12 protein-coding genes and 1 tRNA gene are annotated in these 12,285 nt (G+C 58.9%); 9 read left to right on the forward strand and 4 right to left on the reverse strand.

Annotation, left to right across the window (positions count from 1 at the left end):
- The first annotated feature begins 10 nt into the window (after positions 1–10).
- A complete protein-coding gene (locus Syncc8109_RS05435) occupies positions 11–2,041 on the forward strand; it encodes a ribonuclease catalytic domain-containing protein (RefSeq protein ID WP_006850226.1) in 2,031 nt (676 codons plus the stop codon).
- On the opposite strand, the gene Syncc8109_RS05440 is transcribed toward Syncc8109_RS05435, so the two are convergent.
- A complete protein-coding gene (locus Syncc8109_RS05440) occupies positions 2,029–3,816 on the reverse strand; it encodes an FAD-dependent oxidoreductase (protein WP_006849849.1) in 1,788 nt (595 codons plus the stop codon). The genes Syncc8109_RS05435 and Syncc8109_RS05440 overlap by 13 nt on opposite strands.
- A gap of 86 nt (positions 3,817–3,902) precedes the next feature.
- Here Syncc8109_RS05440 and metG point away from each other — a divergent pair, with 86 nt between their 5' ends.
- Complete coding sequence (gene metG / locus Syncc8109_RS05445; RefSeq protein WP_006850795.1) at positions 3,903–5,447, forward strand: methionine--tRNA ligase; 1,545 nt, start codon at positions 3,903–3,905, stop codon at positions 5,445–5,447.
- Complete coding sequence (gene lptC, locus Syncc8109_RS05450; protein WP_025362275.1) at positions 5,434–6,600, forward strand: LPS export ABC transporter periplasmic protein LptC; 1,167 nt, start codon at positions 5,434–5,436, stop codon at positions 6,598–6,600. The genes metG and lptC overlap by 14 nt, the downstream gene beginning before the upstream one ends.
- Here lptC and Syncc8109_RS05455 read toward each other — a convergent pair.
- Positions 6,545–7,195 carry a cofactor assembly of complex C subunit B gene (locus Syncc8109_RS05455; RefSeq protein ID WP_025362276.1) on the reverse strand — a complete coding sequence of 217 codons (651 nt, stop codon included), beginning with the start codon at positions 7,193–7,195 and terminating at the stop codon, positions 6,545–6,547. The genes lptC and Syncc8109_RS05455 overlap by 56 nt on opposite strands.
- Positions 7,196–7,257: 62 nt before the next feature.
- Between Syncc8109_RS05455 and Syncc8109_RS05460 the strand changes: the two genes are divergently transcribed.
- The 6 genes from Syncc8109_RS05460 (at position 7,258) to Syncc8109_RS05485 (ending at position 11,741) form a co-directional block, all read left to right on the forward strand.
- Complete coding sequence (locus Syncc8109_RS05460) at positions 7,258–7,665, forward strand: TerB family tellurite resistance protein (RefSeq protein ID WP_025362277.1); 408 nt, start codon at positions 7,258–7,260, stop codon at positions 7,663–7,665.
- A 33-nt stretch (positions 7,666–7,698) separates the two neighbouring features.
- Positions 7,699–8,370, forward strand: coding sequence for a photosystem II repair protein Psb32 (gene psb32 / locus Syncc8109_RS05465; RefSeq protein ID WP_006849954.1), 672 nt, complete (start codon positions 7,699–7,701; stop codon positions 8,368–8,370).
- 41 nt (positions 8,371–8,411) lie between these two features.
- Positions 8,412–9,560, forward strand: coding sequence for a proton extrusion protein PcxA (gene pxcA, locus Syncc8109_RS05470; protein ID WP_006850660.1), 1,149 nt, complete (start codon positions 8,412–8,414; stop codon positions 9,558–9,560).
- Positions 9,547–10,131, forward strand: coding sequence for a bifunctional adenosylcobinamide kinase/adenosylcobinamide-phosphate guanylyltransferase (cobU, locus tag Syncc8109_RS05475; RefSeq protein ID WP_045172730.1), 585 nt, complete (start codon positions 9,547–9,549; stop codon positions 10,129–10,131). Before pxcA ends, cobU begins: the two co-directional genes overlap by 14 nt.
- Positions 10,128–10,619 (forward strand): tRNA (cytidine(34)-2'-O)-methyltransferase, encoded by a 492-nt coding sequence (locus Syncc8109_RS05480; protein WP_006849791.1) that lies wholly within the window; start codon positions 10,128–10,130, stop codon positions 10,617–10,619. The genes cobU and Syncc8109_RS05480 overlap by 4 nt, the downstream gene beginning before the upstream one ends.
- 72 nt (positions 10,620–10,691) lie before the next feature.
- Complete coding sequence (locus Syncc8109_RS05485) at positions 10,692–11,741, forward strand: M23 family metallopeptidase (protein ID WP_025362278.1); 1,050 nt, start codon at positions 10,692–10,694, stop codon at positions 11,739–11,741.
- Positions 11,742–11,802: 61 nt separating this feature from the next.
- On the opposite strand, the gene Syncc8109_RS05490 is transcribed toward Syncc8109_RS05485, so the two are convergent.
- Positions 11,803–11,876 (reverse strand) — tRNA-Met (locus Syncc8109_RS05490).
- 46 nt (positions 11,877–11,922) lie between these two features.
- The gene (locus Syncc8109_RS05495) at positions 11,923–12,231 is read right to left on the reverse strand and encodes a hypothetical protein (protein ID WP_006851663.1); all 309 of its coding nucleotides are present in this window, start codon (positions 12,229–12,231) and stop codon (positions 11,923–11,925) included.
- Between the last annotated feature and the right edge of the window lie 54 nt (positions 12,232–12,285).

Below are 12,285 nucleotides of genomic sequence, written 5' to 3' on the forward strand. Positions count from 1 at the left end.
TCCTCGGGCGTTGAACAACTCAATCCAACTCGGAGACACCGTCGCGGTAGTTCTCAAGGGTTCCCCTCTTTTCGGCCGTCTTCTGTCCATCAAGGGCAGCAAGGCGGTTCTTTCTTTTGGTGGTCAACGTCGTGACCAGGGCCTGCCCCTGCGCGACTTGATTCATATTGATCCCGAACATCGCTTTGTTAACAGTGACCTTCCTGCACCTGAGCGGGTGCAGGACAGCGCTCCATCGGCACGGGCTGTTGTTGAGGCTTGGCAGCTGTTGGAAACGGATCAACCGGGGGGATTGGCTCGACTGAGCCTCTGTGAGCTGGGCGAGTTGGTATTGACCCCGTTCAACCTCGCTGGGCTGGCTGCGCTGTGGGCCTGGCTGCATGGGAACCAACAGTTGTTCCGCTGGCGTCGTGACCGTTTGATCCAGCCACTCTCCCGCGAAGAGAGAGCCAGCCTGCGTCGCCAACGCCGAGCTGAGCGGCAGGCACAGCAGCATGAACAACGACAGCTCGCGTTGCTGCGGACTGAGCGAGCCCTTAGCGACGATGAACGCGTGGAGCTGGATCCGGTATGGGACGAGCGCTTCAGCCACTGGATTCAGTTGCTGAAAGACAATCCCGCTGCGGTGGGTTTCGACCCTGATCTCAAGCAGTGGTCGGCAGAGTTGTCGATTGGATCGGATGCCGCCGATCTGCGGCAGTGGTTGATCGTGCGTGGGTTTCTCGATCCCAATGAGCCCATTGGCCTGAGGGGCAGCGTCTGGTCTCGCAGTTTTACCTCTGATCTGGTGGAGGAAGCGAATCGTCTTGTTGCTCTGTCGAATGAAGAGCTACCCGGGGATGAGCAACGCATAGACCTCACTCACCTGGCCACCTACAGCCTGGACGATTCGGGCACTCGAGAAATTGATGACGCGCTCTCGCTGGAGCGTCGTGATGGCGTCGATTGGATCTGGATCCACATCGCTGATCCAAGTCGTCTGATCGACATTGACTCCCCCCTTGATCATGAAGCCAGACGTCGGGCCACCAGTTTGTATCTGGCGGAGGGTGTGATGCCCATGCTCCCTCTGGAGCTGGCGGCCGGTCCCCTCAGTCTGCGGGCTGGCCAGCGTTGTGCAGCCCTGAGTGTGGCCGTTTGCCTTGATGACGATGGTGCCGTGGCGGAACAACGGATTGCGCGCAGCTGGATCCGACCCCGCTACGGCCTCACCTACACCGATGGTGATGAGCTGATCGAGTTGGCACCCCCAGGAGATGAAGCCCTCTCGGATCTCTCGGGACTCTTGATGTTGCGCATGCGCTGGCGCCGCTCCAAAGGAGCCGTGATGTTTGACCAGCCTGAAGGACGCTTCCGCTACAGCGATGGGGCCTTGACGCTTCAGGTGATTGACCCTTCACCCTCCCGCCTGATGGTGAGTGAAGCGATGCTGCTGATGGGGGCTGTTGTGGCCTCCTTTGGGCAAGAGCACAGCCTGCCGTTGCCCTTCCGCAGTCAGCCTGCGGCTGAGCTGCCCTCCATCGATGAACTCGATCGAATCCCCGAGGGACCAGCCCGTGATGCGGCGATCAAGCGCTGCTTGAGCCGAGGCGTGCAGGGCACGCGAGCCATGCCCCATTTCAGTCTCGGGCTTGAGGCCTATGTGCAGGCGACTTCTCCGATTCGACGCTACGCCGATCTCGTCGCCCACCGGCAAATCATTGCCCAGCTCTCTGCGCTTGCACCGATGGATGAAGAGCGTCTGAGTGAAGTGATTGACGATCTCGATGATCCATTGCGCCAATCCATTCAGATCAGCCGTGAGGATCAGCGCCACTGGCAGCAGGTGTGGTTCGCCGAGCATCAGAACACCGTTTGGTCTGCCGTATTCCTGCGCTGGCTGCGCCCGCAGGATCGCTTGGCCCTGGTTCATGTGAGCGAGCTGGCCATTGATCTGGTCGGTTGTGTTTCTGCAGAAGACCCTGCTCCTGGCGACGGTCTTGAACTCAAGGTGGGGCGTGCTGACCCGGTACGCGGTGAGCTGCAGCTTCAGTTGGCTTGATCCAGAACCCCGGTGATCCGCACCCAGGGCCCCCAGGGATTCTTTATGCCGCGGAGGTTCAGGGTTCGGTGCGAGTGATCCTCTTCGGATAGCCAGCGATGGATTGCCGGTTCCAGGGTGATCAGAGGCCAGATCCTTTCAGCGGTTTCCAATTGGTAGCCCTCCTGGAGGTTGCCGGTGAGCACGCCACTGAAACCGCCCTCATGGGGCTGGTTTGGCGCCTGGTTTACGTCAGGGGGAAGCAGCATGCTGGCTCGTGGGCCTGAAGGGCGGCCCATAGCGTCCAGGTGTTCAGGTCGAGCCAAGCCCTGCTCCTGTGCCTTGACCCAGTGTGGATGCCAGAGCGGCCAGTCCCAGATCGGGAGGACTGCTGCAGGGGCCTGCGGCTCGTGGATCAGGGCTGACTGGATGGCCTCAACATTCAGATCACCTATGTCACAGCCCTGACGAACGGCCATGGCCGCTGCCAGACCCGCCACCTGGCCCAGGTTGAGAATCAAGGGCTGCAGGCGCGTGGCCCCATTGGCCATGTGGCTGACGCTGAAGCCTTTCTCGGCCATCACAAGGTTGGGGATCGAGTCTGAGATAAGGGCATCGAAGGGGATGCAGAAGGGCGTACCGCTCCAACGTCCTCCCCAACGCACACTTTTCGGGGCGATGGGCCAGTCCTCGCCCGGGTAGTGATGGTCGTTGGCATAGGTGCCCACAGCAATGCTGGTGCAGCGTCCCTGGGCATCGATGGGGAGCGGTCCCCGCAGGGCTTCTGTGGATATCGGCAAAAGGTCGCGTTCCGTGACCGTTGTGCGACCCATCAGCCGCCGACTTTCTCGCCAGTACGGCATCAACGCCAGGCTGGGATCTGCTCCCGGGAAGGCGTTGCCGGCAGTGATCCAACCACCGCTGCATTCCTCCAGCGCCGCCAGGAAATCCATGCTGTGCCGTTGCATCTCTTGGGCCAGCTCCGCACGAACCTCGCCATCAGCACTGAGGGCTCGATCGATGCTGTTGTGCCAGTCGTTGCCCTCCAGAGGCCAATTGAGCATGACCAGGCCGCTGGGCAGACGGCCATAGGTGATGGTTTTCTCGAGGCCGAAGCTGGCGGTGCTCCGATCGAAAGGAATCCGCGGTACAGAAGCGACATGGCGCGGAGTGAGTTCCCCATGCAATTGGCCCATCGCCACCCAGGTGGGTGACTGAGTGGGTTGCTGTTGAAAAAAAGCTTCGCTCTCAAGCCGGGACTGTTCGGGGGCGCTGGGTTCCTCCCAGATCTCCTTGGCTTCCCAACCCCAGCGGAAGGGCGCCGACGACAGGGCAAGCAGATCTCCCAGATCGCTGCCATCCACAAACACATCGGCGGAAAAGCTTTCGACGCCATTGGCGCTGTGGATCTCCACAGATTGGAGGCGACCCTGCTGGCAGTGAACCTGTTCCAGGCTGCAGTGGGGACGCCACTCCAGCCTGGGCTCAGCCACCACCCAGCGTTGCAGGATCCGTTCGGCTGTTTGCGGCCTGTATCCGAAACAACTCACCCAGTTGTGGTCGAGCCCGCTCGGCTCCTCCAACTCCAACTGGCGCAGAAAGGCGCCCCAGATCCCGGTTTGCCAACAGGTCAGTTCATGGCCATCCGGGGCACAGACTCCTGCCGAACTCACCATGCCCCCCAGCCAGGGGCCAGGGGTGATCAGTGTCGTGTCTGCTCCTGATCTCGCGCTCTGCAGCGCAGCAGCGACGCCCCCGCAGCCACCACCCCAGACCACCACGTCGCGGTGCGTCATGACGAGGGCCGGTTGGCGTGGAGCGAGATGGGCATGCTCGTTAGAGTCTGTCGTCGCTGCGGTGCAGCGGAGTTCGAACTTTTCTGATGCCCTACACCCTTACGACTCCGCTCTATTACGTCAACGATCGTCCCCATCTGGGCAGCACGTACACGACCCTGGCCTGTGACGCCTTGGCTCGCTTTGAGCGGCTGCAGCTGGAGAAGGTGACCTTCGTGACCGGTGTTGATGAGCACGGCCAGAAGATTCAGCGCACGGCAGAACGTCAGCAGCTGAGCCCACAGGACCACTGCGATAAGGTCAGCACCCGCTACCGCGATCTCTGGAATCAGTGGGGGATTTCTAACGATCGCTTTGTGCGCACCACCAACCCGCGCCACCTGGAGTTGGTGGAACAGTTCTACGAACGGGTCAAGGCATCAGGCGACATCGTTGTCGGCAAGCAGACTGGTTGGTACTGCGTCGATTGCGAGGAATACAAGGACGATCCGGCCGAAGCGGAGTCGCCCTCCTGTTCGATCCACCGCAAGCCTCTCGAATGGCGCGATGAGGAGAACCTGTTCTTTCGGCTCTCCCGCTATCAATCCGCCATTGAGGAGTTGGTGTCCCGCGATGACTTCATCGCCCCTGCCAGCCGACGACAGGAAGTGCGCAATTTCGTCGCCCAAGGTCTGCGCGACTTCTCCATTTCGCGGGTGAATGTGTCCTGGGGACTTCCGGTCCCCGACCATCCAGGCCACACCTTCTACGTCTGGTTTGATGCCCTACTCGGTTATCTCACAGCGCTTCTTGATGATGGCGAATCGGTATCGCTCGATCGGCTCGCCTCCTGCGGTTGGCCCGCCTCCGTGCACGTGATCGGCAAGGACATCCTTCGCTTCCACGCTGTGTTCTGGCCTGCCATGTGCATGTCTGCAGGACTGCCTGTACCGCAAAAGGTTTTCGGCCATGGCTTCCTCACCCGTGAGGGCCAGAAGATGGGCAAATCCCTCGGCAATGTGCTGGACCCGGAACTGTTGCTGGAGCGATGCGGCAGCGATGCCGTTCGTTGGTACCTCCTGCGCGACATCCAATTCGGAGACGACGGCGATTTCCAACAGCAACGCTTTCTGGATCTGGTCAACAACGATCTGGCCAACACCATCGGCAACCTGCTGAATCGCACCTCGTCGATGGCGCGCAAGTGGTTCGATGACGTCGTTCCCCCGGCTGGTGCAGCCTCAAGTGCTGACCATCCCCTGGCCCTCAAGGCTGCGGAAACCGTCAGCACGGTGATTGAGGCGATGCCGCAGCTTGCGTTCAAAACCGCAGCCGAGTCGATCCTTCAATTGGCTATTGCCGCGAACGGTCATCTCAATGAAACGGCTCCCTGGAGTCGCATGAAGGAACCCGGTCAAGAGCAGAGCGTGGCCGAGGATTTGTTTGCTGTGCTGGAAACCACGCGCATCGTTGGACTCCTGCTTGCCCCGCTGCTGCCCGACCTCAGCGAGCGGATCCTGTCCCAACTTGGGGAACGCCTGGATCCAGACAACTGGTTGAAACAGCTGAATTGGGGAAGGCTGTGCAGCGGTTCTGCGCTGCCCAAGCCAACACCGGTGATGCAGCGGTTGGAACTGGATGAACCGCTCTGAACAAAGCATGCTGAGTCGCTTGTCACGTTGTGGTCTGACAGCAGCCCTTGTGGCGAGTGCATGGCTCACCGGTTGCACAACGAGGCGGCCGATCGCGCTTGAACCCACGCCGTCCTTTGTCTTCCGGTCGCTGGATTTGAGCCAGCGGGCCGACGATGGCAACCGTGACTGGGATCTCACCAGCCCCGAGGCTCGTTACGACCTTAGTAGTCGAACCATCCGTGCACGACGTCCCGAGGGAGTTCTCTATCGAAACGATCAACCGCACTACAGGATCACCGCAGATCTCGCCACGGTGCTACGTGATGGAGAGCTCGTCGTTCTTGAAGGATCGGTCCAGCTGCGGCAGTTGAGCCAACGGGGGCTGACGATTGAGGGAGACAATCTCATTTGGACACCATCGCAGTCACGGATGGTGATCAATCAACGGCCCAAGGCCAATGATGGCCAGACGCAAATTCGCTCACGCGAGCTGGCGTTCCAGCAGGACTCCGAGGTGCTGGAGTTCAGCGGCCCAACCCAGCTGAACCGTGTTGATGAAACCAGTGTTGCTTCCACAGTGGTGCAGGGTGGGAGCGGAACCTGGAATCTGAAGAGTGGTTTGTTGCAGGCGCCTGGTCCGGTGCAGGCCATCCGCAGCGATGGCCGCACACTCAGCGCTTCAGGCCTCAATGGCAACACCCGCCAGGGTTACCTCGACCTTCAACAACCGGTCACGCTGGTGCTGGAGAACGACCGTGGTCTGATCACTGCCGGCCAAACACGTTGGTTATTTTCAGCGAAGCAATTTCAATCTGATCATCCCGTTCAGGCTGATTTGAAAAACAGCAATGTGCAGGGCAAAGGATTCAAGCTTGATCAGCTCACTGGCACCGTGATCATTTCTAGTGACTGTCGCGTTGAGCAGACGTTGGAAACACTGACGGCCAGTCGCTGCGCTTGGAACTGGAGCAGTGAACGGGTAGTGGCAGATGGCGATGTAGTTCTTCGGCGGACAAAACCAGAGCAGGTCACTCGCGCCTCACGCATGGAAGCCAAGATTTCGGACGATGGTGAGATCCGCTTCGGCCAAACCGGAGCGAGGGTTGAATCGACGATCAAGCTGAGTCCGGCGGCACAGGAGAAGCATCGCCGGCCCCAAGTGTCGTTCTGAGACGCTGGGTCCAGCCCTCAATCCATCGCTCATCGGAGCGGGTGAAACAACGGGGCGACCAACCCCCCACGATCACGGCCCCCTCGTTCCCCATCGGGCAAACAACGATGGCGGGGAGTGAAGGCAGCATCGCGTCGAATTCCGCTCGGCCAGGAAAGAGCGTTGTGTTGACCAAGGAGATGGTTTGCTCACGCTCCATGGCCCGTTGGGTGATCGCTCCTGGCTGGAAAACCTCCTGACTGATCAGGCCCCGACGCAGTACGACTTGATGGCGCCAGAGCACGAGCACGGATGCCGCTGGCGTCGCTGTCAACAGCATGTGGCTGCCCCAGGCCAACTCCTGTTGTTGGTTTTCGCTGAACTGATCCGCCATCAAAAGTCCCTGTTCTCCCTTCAACGGAACTTTCTCTGCTGACTTTGGGTTCGCCCGTGTCCACAGCACCGCCACCAGCATCAGGCCCACCGCTGCCATCCCGGCAAGAACTTCTGCCCGTTGAAATTCCGGTGTGACTGTCTGCGCTACCTCTGCATTGGTCACAGTCAGACCCAGCAACAAGAGCGCACAGATCAGAACGGCTCGGGCGGGACCTGGCATCAACAGATGGTGCTGTCAGAACGCAATCATCCTGCTCAAATACGAACATGTCCGGCTCTGCCATGACGACTCCCGAGGCTTTTGCCGCTATTGCCCTTGCCGCTGTTGCCTGTGATGGAAGGCTGGGGCGGGATGAGGCCCATGCCCTGCGCCTTCAGCTGGAGAACCGATCGCTTTACTGCGACAGCTCTGAAGCGGCCATGGGTGAATTGTTTGACCGCTTGCTGTTGCTGTTACGGGAGCAGGGCGTCCAGGGCTTGATCACGTCCGCCTTGCCTCAGCTCAATCGATCCCAGCAGCAGTCCGCCCTGGCTGTGGCAGCGCATCTCGCGCATGCCGACCGCAAGATCACAGCGGAGGAGACCGATCTCCTGGACCAGCTCACCCGTCAGATGACACTGCCCGACAACGAAGCCCGCATGATTGTTGAGGCAATTGCAGCCTTGAACCGCGACATGCTGGACAGCTAACGGCAGACTGAGTCAGTCGTAACGCCTGAAGAGATGCCTCGTTCCGCCCGACGCCTATTGGCCAGCCTCCTTAGTTTCGGGGTCTGTTTTCTTCTATGGGCCCCTGCCAGTCTGGCGATCTCACCTGCTGCACTGGGTGGAAGCCTGCCGGATGCGTTGGTTATCGACGATGCCGATGTGTTCAGCCGCGCCAGCCGTGGTGAATTGGAAGCGAAATTGCGCAGCTTTGAAGATCAACGGGTCGATGCCCGTTTAATCACGCTGCGGCGTTTGGATTACGGCATCACCTTGAACAGCTTCGGTGAGGAACTCCTTGAAACATGGAGCTCACCCAGCGGCAATCCCTTGCTACTGATGTTGATCGAAGCCTCCAACAAGCGTTCCGCTGTGGTGGCTAATCAGGAGCTTGAGGCACAGCTTCCTCCCAGCCTGCTGAAGAGCACCGCCCGTACAACGATGACTGTGCCCTTGCGGGAGGGCGATCGTTATCGCCAGGCATCCGTTGATGGTCTCACCCGACTTTCAACCGTTCTCTCGGGTGGCGAGGATCCCGGCCCTCCGAAGGAGATCGAACGGGTCACCCTGCCCACCAACATTCCCACTAAGGCCGAAACCGCTGAAAGCGATGCCACTAAGTGGGTGATCATCCTGTTGGTTCTTGGAACCATCATTCCGATGGCCACCTGGTGGGTTTTCTCGCGTTGATGGTCCGACTGCGATGAGCCGACTGCGATGAGCCGACTGCGATGAGCCGCCGTAAGTGGATCAACCTGTTCAGCAACAGCCAAGCGATCGAGCTCTCCAGTGATCTTGAGCGTGGTTATGAGGCGGCTCTGCTCATCCAAAGCCTGGAGTTGGAGTACTACGGCGACCGGCAGATCCGGCCGGAGCTCAAGCTCTCCGTTCCGCGCTCTGTTCAGTCCACGATTCTTCGCCGCTTTAAAACCGCGCTGGCCATCTGCCGCAATTCAAAAGCGACTCTCTCGAAACAACGGGGCCAACTGGATTCCCAGGAGTTGCGTCAACTTCAACTGATTGAATCTGTAGTGAGCCGCTATGGATCGCATCGATCAAGCACTTCGCCGTCGATTAGCCGCTCACCGGATGCCCTCCCCCGTTCGCTTCTGGGTGTCTTCGACAGCATTCGCCTCCAGTTAGATCCCTCGACGGAAGACAGCGTCGTGGCGGGGTATCGACGCCGGCGGGACAGCACGCTGATTTCACTGAGGGTTCTGCTTCTTCTCGTTTTGGTTCCCTTGCTTGTTCAGCAGATTGCTGGCACCTATCTGATCTCGCCTGCGGTAAATAAGTTTTCACCCGAACTGCCTTTCCTGAGCTACCCGAAGCCTCAGCTGGAAGAGAAGGCGGCTGAAAAACTTCGGCTCTACAAGCAAGAACTTGAATTCGATGCCTTCCTCAAGGGCGTGCAGCCCCTTGAGGAGGGCGCTCTGCGCGACAAGCTCACCGAAAAAGCGGCTGAACTCAAGCACGATGCCGATGAGGAAAGTCTCAAGGCGATCAAGAATGTTTTTTCGGATTTGGCAGGTCTGATCGCCTTCGCCGTGGTGTGTTTTATGAGCCGCGATGAACTGCGTGTTCTGCGTGGGTTTATTGATGAGGCTGTTTACGGGTTGAGTGATTCGGCCAAGGCCTTCGCCATCATCCTGTTTACCGACATCTTCGTGGGTTACCACAGCCCAGAAGGTTGGCAGGTCTTGCTGGAAGGGATTGCCGGGCATTTCGGCCTTCCCTCCAGCCAAAGTTTCGTCAACCTCTTCATCGCGACGTTCCCAGTGGTGTTGGCGACGATTTTCAAGTATTGGATTTTCAGATATCTCAACCGTGTGTCTCCGTCTTCCGTTGCGACGCTGAAGGGAATGAATGGCAGTGGTTGACCCCTCCTCCACAGTGGAGCCCCCCGTTGCCGGCCAGACCAGCCGGCTGATCCTGGTGAGTGGGCCAAGCCGCAGTGGCAAGAGCCGTTGGGCTGAGCACCTGTTAAGACACCACCCTGTTGTGACCTACATCGCCACGGCGGCCGCCCGACCGGATGACCGTGAGTGGCAAAAGCGCCTGGAGGCCCACCGGCAGCGTCGGCCCGACCATTGGAGCGTTTCCGAATGTGGAGCAGAGCTGGTGAGCGTGATCAACGGCCTTGCTCCCGGGCAATCTGTTCTGATTGATGCACTCGGTGGTTTTGTTGCCCAGCACCTGGAACTCACTGCATCTGAGTGGGATCACCTCTGTGAACAGCTGATCGCCTCGATCAGGGCATCGCACTGCACGTTTGTTCTGGTGATCGAAGAAACAGGCTGGGGCGTTGTTCCCCCTACACGCATTGGAGGCTTGTTCCGTGATCGTCTCGGAACCCTCGCGCAAGCACTTGACCCCGTTGCTGACGCTGCCTGGCTCGTTCTCCAGGGTCGCGCTCTGGATCTCCATTCCCTTGGCCAGGTGGTGCCATGACTGAAATTGCCCCCCTGCGTATTGCTCTGTTCGAGCCTCAGATCCCTCCGAACACCGGCAACATCGCCCGCACCTCGGCGGCTTTCAGGGTGCCGTTGACCCTGATTGAACCCCTCGGCTTCAAGGTGGATGATCGAAGCGTTCGTCGTGCAGGTCTTGATTACTGGCCCCACGTTCAGCTTTCAATCACTTCCAACTTTGCCGAGTTCCAAGCTGAGCTTCGTCCTGAGCAGAGGTTGATCGGCTGCAGTCGTCGTGGTGGGTCATCGCTCTCCTCGTTCACGTTTCAACGGGGAGATGTTCTGCTGTTTGGTCGTGAAGACACCGGTCTACCGGAACCGGTGCGCGAAGCCTGCGACAGCATCCTCACGATCCCCATGCCTGGAGCTGCTGATGACGCAGGCCAAGGAGGTGTTCGCAGCCTCAACCTTTCCGTAGCCTGCGCCCTGGTGACTTACGTGGCTGGACAAAAGTTGCGGTTGTGGTGATCCGACCACTGCTCCAAACCCCCTTGCGCGCGGATGTTCGGCTCGTTACCTTCAACGCGTCTCAGTGGTTTCATGCGCGCAACGCTTGCTCTCGCAGCTGCTGTAACCCCTGTTTTGTCTTTGGGTCTGTGGAGTGGCCTTCCCGGGATCGCCGATAACGCCACTTTTGATCTTGCAGAGCTGCCCCCTCTGCCAGCTCTATCTACGAACAATTCCGTTGCTGTTGTCAGCAAAGTCGAAACCAGCAATCAAGTCTGGTTCAAAGTTGTTCGTGCCACGTCCTTGCGGCGGTTCGCTGAGCTATTAAACCTCGATCGTGAGGTGCTGGCCTCGTTAAACAACGTTCCAAGCTCCCACGTTTTTGATAATGAAAGTTGGCTTTCCTTGCCGGACTCTGCACGGGTTGTTGCCGTGACGTTGTCGTCACTCAACGAGTCCAGTGAACGTCAGACGCTTCCGTTAGTTGCCCCACCTCCGGTAAGCGCCACGGCCAAAATCAAGTCAGGCGACTCTCTAGCATCGTTCCTTAAACGCCATGGCGTTACGCAAAAGCAGCTGTTGAGTTGGAATCCAGGCCTTCAGCTAAGTGCTTTAACGATCGGCCAGGAACTGCAGATCGCTCAAGCCTCTTCAGGTCAGTCAATCCTGTCTGTTCGCCCCCTCATCAGTGGAGGCGCTGCATGGCCTGATCGCCCTCTGTTGTCTTCAGCCGACCAGCCCGACAGCCTGAAGCCGCCGATTGTTGGTTACCAGTGGCCCACCAAGGGGGTTTTCACGTCCGGTTATGGGTGGCGCTGGGGACGCATGCACAAAGGCATTGATATCGCCAACAACACTGGAACGCCCGTTTTTGCTGCACGTGATGGAATCGTTTCTTTTTCCGGCTGGAGAGGCGCTTACGGCTATCTGGTTGAAATCGCCCACAGTGATGGCGAATTAACGCGTTATGCCCACAACAGCCGTCTTTTGGTCAAAAAAGGACAGATTGTTCCCCGTGGCTCTCGCATCTCACTGATGGGAAGCACCGGAAGAAGCACCGGCCCTCACCTTCACTTTGAAATCCGTCGGGCCGGTGGCGCTGCCCTCAATCCCTTGGTCAAACTTCCGGCACGTAAGGCCTAAATCAGGCTTGCTCAACTCAACAAAAGTTCGAACAAGCTGCTCACCAGCATGAAGCAATGAATGTCAGAGGGGAGACTTGAACTCCCGACCTCAGGGTTATGAATCCTGTGCTCTAACCAGCTGAGCTACTCTGACGCAGGCCCTTCAGGCCAGTACCCATCATACATCTCAGGGTTAAGCCTCAGCGCATGTCGATGGCATTGAGGCGATCGCGGAAGGATTTCGGCTGGTCGTCCTTGATAAGTGGAAGCGCCGTATCAACAACCGCTGTTGGTGCTGGTACTGGTGCCGGCTCGATGCTCCGCGTTGCCGTTGAACGTCGGGTTGCGCCGCGATTCCCACCCAGACTCTTCAGCTGGCCAGTGCGCTGGTCTCGATCTAGGGGTTTCTTGCGCAGATCTCCCTTCAGCTGGTTCAGTAGACGGAAATGTCCGGTGGAACTGAACTTGCGCAGGAGCGCAGGATCCCAGCTCGTGAGTTGGTCAGTCATCACCTGAGTTTATGGCGACGGATGGCTAGGCTCGTGATAGGTTCAAACCTGATA

This window comes from Synechococcus sp. WH 8109, assembly GCF_000161795.2.
Taxonomy (GTDB): Bacteria; Cyanobacteriota; Cyanobacteriia; order PCC-6307; family Cyanobiaceae; genus Parasynechococcus.